Source organism: Parvibaculum sp., assembly GCF_040882025.1.
Taxonomy (GTDB): Bacteria; Pseudomonadota; Alphaproteobacteria; order Parvibaculales; family Parvibaculaceae; genus Parvibaculum.
In genome coordinates this window covers 1-15,456 of record NZ_JBBECC010000202.1, presented here as the reverse complement: position 1 = coordinate 15,456, position 15,456 = coordinate 1, and the positions used below count along the sequence as shown (strand labels likewise).

The 15,456-nt window shown below is 63.3% G+C and carries 14 protein-coding genes; 4 read left to right on the top strand and 10 right to left on the bottom strand.

Annotation, left to right across the window (positions count from 1 at the left end; translation table 11 throughout):
• Positions 1 to 60: 60 nt before the first annotated feature.
• The gene (locus WEB61_RS15345) at positions 61 to 468 is read right to left on the bottom strand and encodes an MliC family protein (protein WP_368065212.1); all 408 of its coding nucleotides are present in this window, start codon (positions 466 to 468) and stop codon (positions 61 to 63) included.
• An 11-nt stretch (positions 469 to 479) separates the two neighbouring features.
• Positions 480 to 1,301, bottom strand: coding sequence for an ABC transporter permease (locus tag WEB61_RS15340; protein ID WP_368065211.1), 822 nt, complete (start codon positions 1,299 to 1,301; stop codon positions 480 to 482).
• A gap of 230 nt (positions 1,302 to 1,531) precedes the next feature.
• Here WEB61_RS15340 and WEB61_RS15335 point away from each other — a divergent pair, with 230 nt between their 5' ends.
• Positions 1,532 to 2,050, top strand: a complete 519-nt coding sequence (locus tag WEB61_RS15335) for a GcrA family cell cycle regulator (RefSeq protein ID WP_368065251.1) — start codon at positions 1,532 to 1,534, stop codon at positions 2,048 to 2,050.
• Between the two features lie 91 nt (positions 2,051 to 2,141).
• Here WEB61_RS15335 and phoB read toward each other — a convergent pair whose 3' ends face one another.
• From phoB to WEB61_RS15295, 8 genes are all read right to left on the bottom strand, one after another.
• The gene (gene phoB / locus WEB61_RS15330) at positions 2,142 to 2,837 is read right to left on the bottom strand and encodes a phosphate regulon transcriptional regulator PhoB (RefSeq protein ID WP_368065250.1); all 696 of its coding nucleotides are present in this window, start codon (positions 2,835 to 2,837) and stop codon (positions 2,142 to 2,144) included.
• Positions 2,838 to 2,931: 94 nt separating this feature from the next.
• The gene (phoU, locus tag WEB61_RS15325; protein ID WP_368065210.1) at positions 2,932 to 3,648 is read right to left on the bottom strand and encodes a phosphate signaling complex protein PhoU; all 717 of its coding nucleotides are present in this window, start codon (positions 3,646 to 3,648) and stop codon (positions 2,932 to 2,934) included.
• A 76-nt stretch (positions 3,649 to 3,724) separates the two neighbouring features.
• Positions 3,725 to 4,558 carry a phosphate ABC transporter ATP-binding protein PstB gene (pstB, locus tag WEB61_RS15320; protein WP_368065209.1) on the bottom strand — a complete coding sequence of 278 codons (834 nt, stop codon included), beginning with the start codon at positions 4,556 to 4,558 and terminating at the stop codon, positions 3,725 to 3,727.
• Positions 4,559 to 4,580: 22 nt separating this feature from the next.
• Entirely contained in the window at positions 4,581 to 6,326 is a 1,746-nt protein-coding gene (gene pstA, locus WEB61_RS15315; protein WP_368065208.1) for a phosphate ABC transporter permease PstA, read from the bottom strand.
• Positions 6,327 to 6,351: 25 nt separating this feature from the next.
• Positions 6,352 to 8,970 carry an ABC transporter permease subunit gene (locus WEB61_RS15310; RefSeq protein ID WP_368065207.1) on the bottom strand — a complete coding sequence of 873 codons (2,619 nt, stop codon included), beginning with the start codon at positions 8,968 to 8,970 and terminating at the stop codon, positions 6,352 to 6,354.
• A gap of 135 nt (positions 8,971 to 9,105) precedes the next feature.
• Entirely contained in the window at positions 9,106 to 10,086 is a 981-nt protein-coding gene (locus WEB61_RS15305; RefSeq protein ID WP_368065206.1) for a PstS family phosphate ABC transporter substrate-binding protein, read from the bottom strand.
• A gap of 190 nt (positions 10,087 to 10,276) precedes the next feature.
• Positions 10,277 to 11,536 (bottom strand): ATP-binding protein, encoded by a 1,260-nt coding sequence (locus WEB61_RS15300; RefSeq protein ID WP_368065205.1) that lies wholly within the window; start codon positions 11,534 to 11,536, stop codon positions 10,277 to 10,279.
• Between the two features lie 57 nt (positions 11,537 to 11,593).
• Positions 11,594 to 12,811 (bottom strand): acyl-CoA dehydrogenase family protein, encoded by a 1,218-nt coding sequence (locus WEB61_RS15295; protein ID WP_368065204.1) that lies wholly within the window; start codon positions 12,809 to 12,811, stop codon positions 11,594 to 11,596.
• A 170-nt stretch (positions 12,812 to 12,981) separates the two neighbouring features.
• Here WEB61_RS15295 and WEB61_RS15290 point away from each other — a divergent pair, with 170 nt between their 5' ends.
• The 3 genes from WEB61_RS15290 to WEB61_RS15280 are packed head-to-tail and all read left to right on the top strand — an operon-like array spanning position 12,982 to position 15,276.
• On the top strand, positions 12,982 to 13,821 hold the full coding sequence (locus WEB61_RS15290) for an SDR family NAD(P)-dependent oxidoreductase (protein WP_368065203.1): 840 nt from the start codon (positions 12,982 to 12,984) through the stop codon (positions 13,819 to 13,821).
• Positions 13,822 to 13,849: 28 nt separating this feature from the next.
• Positions 13,850 to 14,752 (top strand): metal-dependent hydrolase, encoded by a 903-nt coding sequence (locus tag WEB61_RS15285; protein ID WP_368065202.1) that lies wholly within the window; start codon positions 13,850 to 13,852, stop codon positions 14,750 to 14,752.
• Complete coding sequence (locus tag WEB61_RS15280; protein WP_368065201.1) at positions 14,749 to 15,276, top strand: hypothetical protein; 528 nt, start codon at positions 14,749 to 14,751, stop codon at positions 15,274 to 15,276. Before WEB61_RS15285 ends, WEB61_RS15280 begins: the two co-directional genes overlap by 4 nt.
• The last annotated feature ends 180 nt before the right edge of the window (positions 15,277 to 15,456 follow it).

The following is a 15,456-nucleotide window of genomic DNA, read 5'->3' as shown; positions in this document are numbered from 1 at the left end:
CGGAGTATTGCGGAGGGGCCGGGGGCTGTCAATCGGGGTTTTGGGGCCGGATTTCGGCCCCTAAAGCTGCCGGCAGCCCCTCTCGAGCGTTTCGATCTCGCCATCCGCTTCTTCGCGATAGAGGAGGCCCCCTGCCCCCTCGCCGTGCCAGACGAGGGCCAGTTCGGGGTCGAGGGAACGGTATTTCGCGCCGGAGGCGACGGCTTCGGCCCGCATCTGGATTTCCTCGCCGTCAAGGAACAGCAAGATCAGGACCTCGCCCGTTTCGAGCGTCAGTTCGGCCAGTTGCACCTCGGCGCCGCTTTCGCAGTGAAAGGAGAGGAGCGGGCCGCTGACATCCATCGTTTCGCCGGGCATCGTTTCGCCGGGCATCGTTTCGCCGGGCTGTCCGGCCTCTTCGGCGCAGGCGGCCCCAGGCGGCACCAGCAGCGCAAGGGCGAGCAGCGGAGCGAGCAGGCGAGCGGGCATGTCGGTTCTCCTCAGGCCTTGAGACGGAAGCCTGTGCGGAAGAGCATATGACAGATAATCCAGAGCGCGAGGTTGATGCCGATGACCAGCGCCACGCCCGTTTCGAGCGCACCGTCGGCATGGCCGGTGATGCCATAGCGGAAGCCGTCGATCAGGTAGAAGACCGGATTCCAGAGCGTGATGCTGTGGGCGAAGTCAGGCAGCTGGGTCACGGAATAGAATGTGCCCGACAGGAAAGTCAGCGGCAGCAGCACGAAATTGGTCACCGCCTGCAAGTGGTCGAATTTCTCCGACCAGATGCCGCCCAGAATGCCGAACAGCGACAGCATCAGCGAAGCGCCTGTGGCGAAGAAAAGCAGCGCCCAGAGATGCGCGAGCCCCAACTCGACAAAAGGCAGCATGGCGAGCGCGGTCGCGCCGCCGCAGACAAGGCCGCGCGTGACACCCGCAAGCGCGATCCCGATCGTCTGTTCCATCGGCGACAGGGGTGGCATCAGCAGATCGACGATGTTGCCCTGAATCTTCGAGATCAGCAGCGAGGAGGAGGTGTTGGCGAAGGCGTTCTGGATCATCGTCATCATGATGAGGCCGGGCGCCAGGAATTCGACAAAGGGAACGCCGTGGACGTCGGGGCGGAACTTGCCGATGGCGAGCGCGAAAATCGCCAGATAGAGCAATGTCGTGATGACCGGCGCGGCGATGGTTTGCGTCATCACCTTCCAGAAGCGGCGGACTTCCTTCAGATAGAGCGTCCACATGCCGAGCCAGTTGACAGCACCGAAGCGGCGGGCGCCTTCCGCGGGCCACGGGGCGGGCCGGGGGGTGAGGGTCATGGAGCGCTCCTGTCGCGGAAAGATATCGGAGACTTAAGGGAGTGGAGGGCCGCAAACAAGCGGCCCGGGCGGTTGTTTTGTGTGGTTAAGGCACTGCGTCACGCCGCGACCGGTTGCGGCAATTGCGCTTTATATTGTATATTTTTGCTTAACGCCTACGAAATCTAGTGGGGTCGGGTTTCAGCGACAGGCGTCCAACCGGGCCATGAGGGGGCCCCAAGGGGAAAAGCATCATGTGGACCGACGAACGCGTGGAACTGCTGAAGAAGCTCTGGGCCGACGGTCTGAGCGCCAGCCAGGTCGCCAAGCAGCTTGGCGGCGTCACCCGTAATGCCGTGATCGGCAAGGTACATCGTCTCGGCCTGTCGGGCCGGGCAACGCCGAGCCGGCCGGCGCGGACCCGCGCCCCGGGCCCGCGGGCGCTGCTGCGCGGCCGGCCGGACCCGCTGACCGGCGAGGCGCGCGCCGCCGAGGAGCGCACGGCCCGCGAAACGGAGGCGCGCAGCGAGGCGGTGGAGGAAGAACGTCTGCTCGATCCGAGCGAGCGCGCCACCGTGCTGACGTTGACCGAGCACACCTGCAAATGGCCGATCGGCGATCCGGGACGGCCGGGCTTCCATTTCTGCGGCCGCGGCGCCGACAACGGTTCGCCCTATTGCACCGACCATGCGCGGATGGCCTATCAGCCGGCGCAGGCGCGGCGCAACCGCGAGCGGCAGCGCAGCAAGGACCACCGGCTGGTCAGCTAGGCCAGCGCCTTTCGGGGCGTCGAGGGGAAAGGGAAACCGGCACCGCGATTATCGCGTGTGCCGGTTTTTCGTTGCCGCGAAGCGCAAGCCGTCAAGCGTCGAACTGTTCGTCGAGCGAATAACCGGCCGAGCGGACGGTGCGGATCGGGTCCTTCTCGCCCCGGTCGTTCAGCGCCCGGCGCAGGCGGCCGACATGAACGTCGACGGTGCGCGCCTCGACATAGACGTCCGAGCCCCAGACCGCATCGAGCAACTGCTCGCGGCTGAAGACGCGGCCCGGATGCTGGATCAGGTGATCGAGCAGGCGGTATTCGGTCGGCCCGAGATGCACCTCGCGTTCGCCGCGGCGTACCCGGTGGGCGGCCCGGTCGACGACGATGTCGCCGAATGTCACCAGGTCTTCCGTCAGCGCCGGCCGGATGCGGCGCATCACGGCGCGGACGCGGGCCAGCAGTTCGGTCATCGAGAAGGGCTTGGTCAGATAGTCGTCGGCGCCGGTGTCGAGGCCGCGAATGCGGTCGCCCTCCTCGCCGCGCGCCGTGATCATGATGATCGGCAGGTTGCGCGTCTCGTTTCGGGCCCGCAGCTGCCGGCAGACCTCGATGCCCGACAGGCTCGGCAGCATCCAGTCCAGCAGCACGAGATCGGGCGCCGTCTCCTTGATCATCAAAACCGCTTCCTCGCCGTCGGAGGCGGTCACGACCTTGTAGCCTTCCTTGTCGAGATTGTACTGGAGGAGCGTCAGCAGCGCCTCCTCGTCCTCGACGATCATCACGGTCGGTTTCATGCGCCTCTCGAACTGGTTCCGGTCGTTTCCGACGGAATCCTGATCCTCTTCGCCGTTATGGGCAAGCATCATGGACATGATTCCTCCTTTTTGCTCAGTTCCCGGCGCCGACGGCGGTCGTGCTCGTCGTGTCGCCCTTGGGTCTTTCGTCATGCACCCACTCGCCGGTGACCAGATAGCCGACCGTTTCGGCGATGTTGGTCGCGTGGTCGCCGATGCGTTCGATGTTCTTGGCGACAAACAGCAGGTGGGTCGAGACGCCGATGGTGCGCGGATCTTCCATCATGTAGGTCAGAAGCTCGCGGAAGACCGAGTTGTACATGGCGTCGATTTCCTCGTCCTCGCGCCAGACTTCCATGGCCGCAGCCGCATCGCGATTGGCATAGGCATCGAGCACCTGCTTCAATTGCCGCTGGGCGAGACGCCCCATCCGCGCGATGCCCTGGATCAGTCTGTTGGCGCCCTCGAAATCGTTCTGCAGCACCAGCGCGCGCTTGGCGATGTTCTTGGCCAGGTCGCCGATGCGTTCGAGATCGATCGAAATCTTGATGGCGGCAATCGCCTCGCGCAGATCGACGGCCATCGGCTGGTGCAGCGCAATCAGGCGCACGGTCGCCGCCTCGATCTTGTGTTCGAGATCGTCGATGGCCGCGTCGCTGGCGATGGCCCGTTCGGCGAGCTGCGTGTCGCGCCGGACGATGGCGTCAAGCGCCGTGCCGAGCTGGGCCTCCGTCAATCCACCCATCTGGGCGATGCTGACGGAAAGCGCATGCAGCTCATCTTCGAATGCTTTCAGCGTATGTTCGGTCACGTGCCGCTCTCCTTGTGCCTCGGGCCGCTTCCGTCCGGATGCGCCCGAAAATTTTTCCGTCGTTCCGTGTCGCAGATCAGCCGAAGCGGCCGGTCACATAGTCGCTGGTCCGCTTCTGCTTCGGGTTCTGGAAGATCGTTTCGGTGTTTCCATATTCGATCAGGCGGCCCAGATACATGAAGGCGGTGTTCTGCGACACGCGCGCCGCTTGCTGCATGTTGTGGGTCACGATCACAATCGTGTAGTGCCCTTTCAGCTCGTCGATCAGTTCCTCGATCTTGGCGGTCGCGATCGGATCGAGCGCCGAACAGGGCTCGTCCATCAGCAGAACTTCCGGATCCGAGGCGATGGCGCGGGCAATGCAAAGACGCTGCTGCTGACCGCCCGAAAGTCCAAGCGCGCTTTCCTTCAACCGGTCCTTGGCCTCGTCCCACAGCGCCGCGCCCTTCAGCGCGCGCTCGCAAGTCTCGTCCAGCACCTTGCGGTTGGTCACGCCGTCGACACGCAGGGGATACACGACATTGTCGTAGATCGACATGGCGAAGGGGTTGGGCTTCTGAAACACCATGCCCATGCGCTTGCGAAGCGCAATCACGTCGATGCCGGTGCGATAGATGTCCTCGCCGCCGACCATGACCTTGCCGGTGATCGTCAGGTCGTCGACCAGGTCGTTCATCCGGTTCAGACAACGCAACAGGGTCGACTTGCCGCAACCGGACGGACCAATCAGCGCCGTCACCGCACCCTTCTGGATTTTCATGTCGATGTCGAACAGGGCCTGCGCCTCGCCATACCAGAGATTGAACTTCTGGATGTCGAGTGCGGCGCCTTCGGGCGTTTCGACGATGTGATAGGCGGTCGGTTCGAATTGCGGCGCCTGGTCTTTTTTCCGGGCAAGAACGGCATTCATGGAACGTACTCCGATTTCAGGATCAGAACTGACCGACGGCGAACTTCCGCTTCAGCCGGTTGCGGATGTAAATGGCCGAGGAGTTCATGGCGACAATCAGGAAGAGCAGCAGCAACGTGGTCACGAAGACCATCGGCTTTCCGGCTTCGGAATTGCGCGACTGGAAGCCCACATCGAAGATGTGGAAACCGAGATGCATGAAGCTGCGTTCGAGATGAATGAACGGCGCGAACCCGTCGATCGGCAGTTCGGGCGCAAGCTTTACGACGCCGATCAGCATCAGCGGCGCCACCTCGCCGGCACCGCGCGCCATGGCGAGGATCAGGCCGGTCATCACGCCGGGCAAGGCCCGCGGCAGCACGACATAGCGGATGGTCTGCCATTTCGAGGCGCCACAGGCGAGCGAACCCTCGCGCATCGAGCGCGGCACGGCAGCCAGTGCTTCCTCGGAGGCGACGATCACGACCGGCACGGTCAACAGCGCCAGCGTCAGCGCCGCCCACAAAATGCCGCCCGTGCCGAAGGTCGGACTGGGGAGCCGTTCGGGATAGAAGAGCTGGTCGATCGAGGCGCCCATCGTGTAGGCGAAAAAGCCGACGCCGAAAACGCCGTAAACGATCGACGGCACGCCGGCGAGATTGTTGACGGCGATACGCACGGCCGCGACCAGTTTTCCTTGTGTCGCATATTCGCGCAGATAGAGCGCCGTGACGACGCCGAAAGGCGCGACGATCACGACCATGATCAGCGTCATCACCACCGTGCCGAAAATCGCCGGCAGCACGCCGCCCTCGGTGTTGGCCTCGCGCGGCTCGCTGCCCAGGAACTCGCCCCAGCGTGAGAGATATATGCCGACTTTCTGCGGGCTCGATACATCGTTGGCCGGATAGAGCCGGACGATCTGCGACAGGTTCGTTTCCTTGGTACGGCCGCCTATTTCCTCAAGCACGATGCGATAGCGCGCATCTTCGGCCTTCAGCGTCGCGGCGCGTTCGGCCAGCGCCGCGAATTCACGCTGCAGCTCGGCGATATGCGGCTCGGCTTCGGCGGCGGCACTGGCATAGAGAGGCGCATCGACGCCGTAGCGCAATTCCGCCTTGCGCAGTTTCAATCGCTCCTGCTCGATATAGTGGTTGACCCGGCCGATTTCGGATTTTTCGATGTATCGGATCGCATCCCAGCGCTTGCGGGCCTCGGCCTGATGGCGCCGGATTTCGCCGTAGGAAAGCGACGAAATGTCCTTCCGGTCCTCATCGAGCGTCAGCCCCGCGATCTTGCCGACGAAGCGGCCCCATTCCTGCCGCTCGAACAGATAGAAGCCCGACGGCGCTTCGACCGATGCAACCTCGAACTGGCTGACCCAGCGGAAATCCTCGTTGTAAAGATCGTAATTGCCGGTCCGGTAGAGGATGCGATCGGCGTAGCCGCCGCTGTCCTCGACCTCAGCACGTGCTTCCGGCGACAAGGTTGCCAGCAATTCAGGTCCGACACGATAGGTGCTTTCGCGGGTCGGCTCACCGGCAACCATCTGTCCATCCACGAGCGTCACGACATGGATCGGCTGCGGCCAGAAGGTCGCGACCCCATTCCAGAAAATCATGAACAGGAAGCCGGCAATCAGGATGATGCCGATGGCCAGCGCGCCGCCCAGCGCCCAGAGCCAGGGCTCGCCGATGGCGGAAATGTCGGCGGTGTATTTCCGCACCACCCGGCCTTTCGCCACCACCTGTGCGCCCGCCTTGTCTTTTCCCATGATCGCAATACTCATTTGTTCGGTCCCGAGGCTATAGCTGTCAGAGCTGGAAGGCGCGCTTGCGGAAGCGCTGGCGGATAATCTCGGCGACCGTGTTGATGACGAAGGTCATCACGAACAGTGTCAGAGCGGCGAGGAACAGCATGCGGTAGAGCGAGCCGTTGACGACGGCCTCGGGCAATTCGACCGCGATGTTGGCCGAGAGCGTACGCAGCCCGTTGAAGATGTTCCAGTCGAGAACCGGCGTGTTGCCCGCCGCCATCACGACGATCATGGTTTCGCCGACGGCGCGGCCCATGCCGATCATCACGGCGGCGAAGATGCCGGACATCGCCGTCGGGATGACCACCCACATGGCTGTCTGCCAGGGCGTGGCGCCGGTGGCCAGGCTTGCGGCTCTCAGATGCGAAGGTACCGAGTTCATCGCGTCCTCGGCGAGCGTGTAGATGTTGGGAATCACCGCGAAGCCCATCACAAAGCCGACGACCAGTGCATTTCGTTGCACATAGGTGTCGAACACGCCGCCCCGCAGGTCGAACCCCGTTGCGGAAAGCAGAGACGCGACGATCAGGCTCGTCACCGTCGCCGCCGCGATCAGCAGGCCCCAACGCATGAAGTCGAGACGTCCGGCGGCGGCGCGGTCGAGTTCGCGCTCGCGCTCGCGATATTTGTGGCCGACGGCGCGATTGAACGCCCAGGTCACGAACATGAAGGAGAGCGGCAGCAGGACGATGAAGATCATCGGAAAGCCGGTGCCGACATCGCCGTTGACCCAGGCCTTGAAGTCGCCGGAGAACAAGACCGCCTCGAAGACAGGGCCAGCTTTGTAGGCGAAGTATCCTGTCAGTATGACGACCGCGAACATCAGGACGAATTTCGGAATGCCGTCGAGACGAAGCGCGACATTGACCGGCAACGATTGCCAGGTGAAGGCGCCGAGCATCAAACCGAGCGGCAAGGCGATGAAAGCCAGAAGAACCGCACCGATCCAGGTTTCGACGATGGGCGCGAGAATAAGAGCCGCGACGAAGCCGAGCACCACCGTCGGCAGCGACTCCATCATTTCCATCACCGGCTTGACGGTGGCGCGCACACGCCGGTGAACGAATTCCGATGTATAGATGGCACCCATCAAGGCAATCGGCAAGGCGAAGAGCAGCGCATAAACGGTCGCCTTCAGGGTGCCGAAGATCAGCGGTATCAGCGAGAATTTCGGCTCGAAAACGTCGGTGCCGGACGACGACTGCCAAGTATAGCTCGGCTCCGAATAGCCCTCGTACCAGACCTTGCCGAAAATCGTCTGCAGCGTCGTCTCGTAGTGCGGAAACTTGAAGCGGAAATAGTCAACCGTGCCTTCGTCGGACAGCACCAGCGCGCCATCGACGCGCGCCATCATCATGGCGATCGACGCCGTCGCCGGATTGCCGGTCCTTTCGAAGCGCGCAAGAACCTGGTCGCTTGTCGAATGACGGACCCAGATGTTGCCGGCCTCATCCTGCGTCACCAGCGCCTTGGAACGCGGGCTGACGGCGATGTCGACAATCGCGGCAGGATTGGGCTCGTGAATGCGAGCCCGTTCCATCGCATAGCCGTCGGCGGTGCGGGCGCCCTCCTGTTGTAGCCGGAAGAACACGTCCACGGCGCCGTTCGAGCCGCCGACAACCAGTGCCTGTTCGCCGGTCAGGAACGCCATGCGCGTCACCTCAACGCCGCTGTCGAAGATGCGGCGCGTCTCGGCGAGCACCGGCGCACTGAAATCGCGCGTGTCGAAGCGGTACATGTTGCCGTCGCTACCGGCGACATAGACCGCGTCGGCGGTACTGGTCATCACCACCGAATTGACCTCGACCCCGGCCGGCAGCGGCGGCAGTGTCGACGTCAGGACGCGCACCTGTTCGGTGCCGGTCAGAAGGTTCCTTTGCGTCTCGGCGCGGCTGAGGCGGCCAACGCCTTCCGCGTCGAAGGTGACAAAGGAGCGCGTCGGGCGTTCGACCGTGCCACCGACGCGATAGTCGATCGCAATGATGGCATGTTCGGAAATCTGCTGCGGATCGGCCAGGCTGGTGCTGAGCGCGACGCGCCGGAACTGGTCGCGCGGCAAGTCGGTGAAAACGGCGCCGTCCGCGGCGAGCTGCGCGGTTTCGTCAAGGCGCTGTAGCCCGCGCGGCATGTTGCGCGGCACGACAACCGAAATGTCGAAGCCGAAATCGGCGAAGCGGACCGTGCCGTCGGCAAAGCCAAAAGCAACCTGGTCGCGCCGGATAACGCCGCCGACAGCGGTCGCGACAGCGCCTTCGAAGTCGAAGGGCGCTGCCGAGATCGGGCGGCCGGTGGGAATGTGGAAGGCGCTGACCTGACCGTCGGACGCAACACGCGCGCCGATCGTGCTGTATTCGTCGGCGTTGAGCCAGACAGCCTTCTTGCTATCGAGCTTGTAGCCAATAGGCGGTGCAATCTCGCCCGAGCCGGCGAGCGGCATGACGACGCGGACCAGAAAGACCAGAATGCCGATGACCGCGAAGATGACGAGCAAACCGCCCACCGTGATCACCCAGTTGGCGACCTTGTCGCCGATCAGGACGGCGGCACTGGTTTCCTTTTTGCGGCGGTGCGCAAGAAAGGATTTGGCATCGCTTTGGGTTGCCGCCGGATCGCTCATTGTCGCTCAGCCCCTGAACTGGAAGTTGTGTGCCCGCTGTCCGTCATTTCAAGCGACGCCGAGACACCCGCAAGTATCGCATGGGACGGGAGCACCGGGGATAAGTTGCCTTGTCCCCGGTGCCGGTATTGTCGCTCAGAGGCCGAAAGCCTTGAGGTCTTCGTCGGCCACGAACTTGGTCAGCGGGAAGTAGCCGTCCTTCACGACCGCTTCCTGGCCCTGCTTGGAGTATACGAAGCGGATGAACTCGCCGCGCAGCGGCTCAAGCGCCTGGTTCGGGTTCTTGTTGACGTAGATGTAGAGGAAGCGCGCGATCGGGTAGTCGCCCGAGGCCGCATTGTCGGCGGTCGCGTCATAGCAGGTGCCATCGGCGGTCGCCTTCAGCGGCACCGAGCGCACGTCGGCGGTCTTGTAGCCGACGCCCGAATAGCCGATGCCGGGCAGGTCGGAGGCCACGCCCTGAACGACCGTCGAGGAACCCGGCTGCTCTTTCACTTCATCCTTGTAGTCGCCGTTGAAGAGCGCGACTTCCTTGAAGTAGCCATAGGTGCCGGACGCCGAGTTGCGGCCGTAGAGCGAGATCGGGCGCGAGGCCCATTCGCCGGTCATGCCGACATCGCCCCAGGTGACGATGTTCTTGTCGTGGCCGCCATTGCGCGTCTTCGAGAAGATCGCGTCGACCTGCTGCATCGACAGGCATTCGATCGGGTTGTCCTTGTGGACGTAGACGGCGAGCGAATCGAGCGCGCCGCGAATGGCGAGCGGCTTGTAGCCGTACTTCTTCTCGAACTCCTCGATCTCGGCCGACTTCATCGGACGCGACATCGGGCCGAACTGCGAGGTGCCGGCGATCAGCGCGGGTGGCGCGGTGCTCGAACCCTTGCCTTCGATCTCGATCTTCACGTTCGGGTACATGGCGTTGTAGCCCTCGGCCCACAGCGTCATCAGGTTGTTGAGCGTGTCCGAACCGATCGATTTCAGGGTGCCCGAAACGCCGGACACCGGCTTGTAGTCACCCAATGCCGGATCGATGCCTGCGCTGTGCGCGGCGGTGCCGAGCATCAACGATGCCGCGACCGTAGCAGCAGCCGCCTTCTTGATGGTGATGAGTTTCACGGTAAATTCTCCAGTCTTGTGAATGCCGGGCGCCAAGCAGCCACTGAAGCCCCCCTGGCGCGCCCAAGCCGTTCCGGTTTTTTGAAGTGGCTTAACCTTCAGGCCGGCGGACGCTAGCGGAGTGTCACGAAAGCTTTACGACAGTTACATGACAGTTTTGTGACAGTCGGGCGCTTTCGGCCTGCCCGCTTCAGACGGCAACTGGAAAAAGGACTGTAAAAACAGAACCTTGTCCGATTTCACTTTCGACCTGCAGAGTCCCCTGATGACGATTGACGATGTGTTTCACGATCGCCAGTCCCAATCCCGTTCCACCCCTCGCGCGCGAGGCGGCGGCGTCGACCCGATAGAAGCGTTCGGTGAGGCGCGGCAGGTGTTCCTTTGCGATTCCGGGGCCGAAATCGCGCACCGAAAGCCGCACCATGGGGCGGCCGAGCTTCTCGTCCGGCGCGAGCGAAATCTCGACGCGCTTGCCCGCGCGGCCGTAGCGCAGGGCGTTGTCGGCGAGGTTCTGGACGACCTGGGCGAGCTCCTCGCGATCGCCGCGCACGCGCGGCAGGCCGGCCGGCGCGGTGACGGCAAGCTCGACGCCATATTGCTCCGCCGCCGGCGTGAGCCCGTCGGTCACATCGCTGACGACGCCCAGAAGATCGACCGCGTCGGAGGGCCGCATGTGTTCGCGCAACTCGATGCGCGAGAGCGAGAGCAAATCCTCGATCAGGCGGCGCATGCGGCCGGCCTGGTCGGCCATGATTTCCAGAAACTTTTCGCGCGCCTCCGGATCGTCCTTCGCGTGACCGCGCAGGGTATCGATGAAACCGGAAAGCGAGGCGAGCGGCGTTTTCAACTCATGGCTGGCGAAGGCGACGAAATCAACCCGCATCGCCTCGACCCGTTTGGCGTCCGTCAGATCGTGCAGCAGAACGAGATAGAGCGACGGCTCGCCGGCGCCGGCGGCTGCGATGGGCACGACGAAGGCGCTGAAATGCCGCTCGATGGGAACCGGCATCGCATATTCGACCGAGCGCGCAACGCCGTCGGCGATCACGCTTTCGATCGTCGCGATGAGCGGCGCGACGCGCAACACAGTCGCCACATGTTTGCCGGCGGCCGCGGCGCCGATGAGCGGCTCGGCCGCGCGGTTGCCGAAGGTGACGCGGCCCGTGCCGTCGAGCACGAAAAGCGGATCGGGCAGGCGATGCAGAATGGCAAGCGCGGGACCCGCTTCGAAGGCTGACGGCGCGCCGTCATCCGCGCGCGACTGGATGCGGATCGGTGCCGTTTCGCCCATGGCGATGGCGCGGGCGACCGCGACGCCCGCGAGCAGCAGAAAGGAAACGAAAGCGGCCGTGACGTGAAGGGCGCCGGTCAGCGTCAGCGTGAGGAAGATGACGGCAGCCGTCACGACAAAGGTGCGTGTGCCGGTCCAGCGCGCCCAGAAGTCACGCAACCACATCCTGCCCCGTCGCCATCCCGATCCGTCTTCCGCCGCCGCCATTCGTTTTCTTCAGGCTCCGAAATCCCAACTCATGCCTTCGTGGTAGCACTTGAGGACACTTTTCGCGATGACAATACGATGAACCTCGTCCGGCCCGTCGGCGAGACGCAGCGTGCGGGCGCCCTGATACATGCCGGCAAGCGGCGTATCGCCGGAAACGCCGAGCGCGCCGTGAACCTGGATCGCGCGGTCGACGACGCGCTCGAAGGCGGCGGGCACGAAAACCTTGATCGCCGAAATGTCGACGCGGGCGCTCGCGCCTTCCTCCATGCGGTGGGCGCAGTGAATGGTCATCAGGCGGGCGGCCTGAATGTCCATGTAGCTGTCGGCGATGAAGCCCTGGATGAACTGTTTCGTTTCGAGCTTGCCGCCATGCACGTTGCGGCTGATGGCGCGTTTGCACATCAGGTCGAAGGCGCGCCACATCTGGCCGATCGAATTCATACAGTGGAAGACGCGGCCCTCACCGAGACGGTCCTGCGCCGCCTGATGGCCGGTGCCGGTGCGGCCCAACTGGTTGTCGACCGGCACGCGCACATTCTCGTATTTGATTTCGCAATGATCGCCGCCGGTGTGGCCCCAGACGGGAACGGAGCGGATGATGTTCACGCCCGGCGTCTTCATCGGCACGATGATCTGGGTCATCTTGTCTTTCACACCGCCCTTGCCGTCCTTCTCTTCGGTGCGGCACATGACGATGGCGATGTCGGCGCGGCGGCCGTTGGAGGTGAACCATTTGTGGCCGTTGATGACCCAGTGATCGCCGTCCTTCACGGCGCGGGTCTGGATCGCGTAAGGATCGGAGCCCGGCTGATCGGGTTCCGTCATCGAGAAACAGCTTTCGATGTCGCCGGCAATGAGCGGCTCCAGCCACTTCTTCTTCTGTTCGGGCGTGCCGTATTTCAGCAGGATTTTCTGGTTGCCGGAATTCGGCGCGACGACGCCGAAGAGCCGCGCCGAGAAAGGCGACCAGGCCATGATCTCGTTCATATAGGCGTGCTTCAGAAAGCCGATGCCCATGCCGCCATAATCTTCCGGCAGGTGCGGCGCCCAGAGGCCTTCCTCCTTGACCTTCGTCTTGATCCTCGTGCGGACGGCTTCGGCTTCCTCGCCGCCCTTGTAGAGAACGGGCTCGGCCGGGATGATGTCGGCGGTGACGATTTTGGCGGTGCGAAGCCTGATCTCGTTGATGCCGTCGTCGAGACCGGAAATGGGCTGTACCTGCATTTGAAGTTCCCTCCCTCTTTTCGATTGCGTTTGCGCCAGCATAAGGGGGCCGGGCGGGCGAGGTCCAACGCGATGCGGAAAGGGCCGTCGAAAGCCGTGACATTTTTCTGAATTGCCATAGTTTAAGGCCAATTCGGCTTTTCAGTTATTGCGATAAGGACGGCAGACAGATGACGGAGATCAGCGGCAAACTGGCGGTGGTGACGGGCGCGGCGAGCGGCATTGGACGGGGGACGGCGCTGGCGCTGGCGAAACGCGGCGCGCGGCTGGCGATCACCGATCTCGACCGGGCGGGACTTGCCGAGACCGCGGCGCGGATCGAGGCGCTGGGGGCGAAGGTCACGACCTATCTCGTCGACGTCGCCGACCGCGACGCGGTTTACGCCTTCGCACACGAGATCGAGGCGGCGCATGGCGGCGCCGATATCGTCGTCAACAATGCCGGCGTCGCGCAGATCGCGCGCGTCGACGAACTCTCCTATGACGATTTCGAATGGGTGATGAATATCGACTTCTGGGGGATGGTCTACGGAACGAAAGCCTTCCTGCCGCAACTGCAGGCGAAGGGCGGCGGCCACATCGTCAATGTGTCGAGCATTTTCGGATTGATTTCGGTGCCGACGCAAGCCGCCTACAACTCGGCGAAGTTCGCCATTCGCGGCTTCACCGAAGCGCTGCGGCACGAGATGAAAGGCACAGAGATAAACGTGTCCTGCGTGCATCCGGGCGGGATCAAAACGAATATCGTCCGTAATGCCCGTTTTCTGCAGAGCACGCAGGCAACGGTGCGCGAGGACGCCGCATCGGGCTTCGACAGACTTGCGCGGACGACGCCGGAACGCGCGGGCGAAGTGATCGCCAAGGGGATCGCGCGCAACAAACCGCGCATCCTGATCGGGTTCGATGCTAAAATTGTCGATTGGCTGCAACGGCTGATGCCGGTTTCCTACGGGCGGATCATGTTCCGCCGCGCGGGCAGCCCGCTGACCGGACAGGCGGAGACGAATTAGCCAAGCACTGACGAGGGGGGAGGCATCGATGAGCGAGACGACAGCAAGCGACGGCGCGGCGCGCATGACGGTGCGGCGCATGGGCTTTGCCTATCCGCCGGCGATGAGCGGCCACTGGAACAAAGGCCGGCCCGAATTCTCGCAGATCGTCAATGCGGCGTCGCTGGCGATGCCCTATCTCGAACCCTATCTGATCAAGACGATGCGCGAAGCGCGACCGCAAATCCGCGACGAAGCATTGCTTGCCGCGCTCGACGATTATGTGGCGCAGGAGGCGATGCATTTCCAACAGCATCGCAAATTCAACAATGAATTGAAGGCACGCGGCTACAGCTCGATCGAAAAGATTGAAGCGGCGCTTGCGTCCGATTACCGCAAGCTCGGCGAGACGCGCTCGCTGGCGTTCAACCTGGCCTATGCGGAGGGCTTCGAATCGATGGCGCTGGCGCTCGGGCGGATGCTGATCGAGGACCGGAAATTCCTTTTCGGCGGCAGCGAGAGCGGCGTCGCTTCGCTGATATTGTGGCATTTCGTCGAGGAGATCGAGCACAAGAATGTCGCTTACGATGTGTTCGACCATCTGGCCGGCAATTATTTCCGCCGCGTCCATGGGCTTCTCTATGCGACAATACACATCATGTGGCGCACGCGCGGCGGCTATCAGGCGCTGCTGAAGGAAGACGGGCTGTGGCACGACCGGCGCTCGCGCGTCGCGCTGGCACTGCTCCTTCTACGGATTTTCGCGCGACTGACACCGAAGATGCTGCGCATCCTGGTGCCGTTCTACAATCCGCGCCAGGTGAAGGATCCCGCCTGGGCGCTTTCCTGGGCGCGCCTCTTCAAGGCCGATAATGACGGCGCCGGACGGCTCGACACGCGCCGCCTCGACGCGCCGGAACCCGTTGCCCTTTCCACTGGAGAAACAAAATGAGCCTAGAGCCATCGGCATCCGCCGGCACGACCAACATGGCGGCGCGGATGCGCGCGCTGCTGTTCTTCAACGGCGTCGGCTTGTTCGTGCTGGCGATCGTCATCGGCTGGATCTGGTTCGTCGCACTGCTCGGCCGCGTCGTGTTGTGGCCGCTGCCGATCGACATTCCGGTTTCGATTCCCGACGACGGACGCGCCTGGCGCATGGCGCATATGGAAGGGATCACGCAAGGGCTGATGCTGATAGCGCTCGGTCTCGGCGGAACGTTCATGCGGTTGACGCGGAAACAGTTCACCTGGTTCTTCTGGTCGGCGCTGGTGACGGCGTGGCTGTTCACGATCCCGCCGATCTTCAACGCGCTGTTCGGCACGCGCGGACTTGCGTTTGGCGGCGGACCCTTCAAGGGCGGGCTGGCGAACGATGTGATCTACCTGTTTGGCTGGCCGCCGGTGATCGCGGTGCATATCATGCTGGGGCTGGCGGTGCTGGGCGTGTGGCGGCATCTGAAGGCCGAAAAAGGATAGTCCCGGTACGGAGGATCAGGCGGTTTTTACCCGATTGTGACAGCGTTATTTTCCCGTTATGACCCCCTCTGTCACGGAACTGTCATAAAACTGTCACAAACGAATTTATCCCCGAGACGAAGGGGCACTTATCCCCGGGGACAAGTGCGATTTATCTCCGGCCGGGCGGGCCGTGGCAGG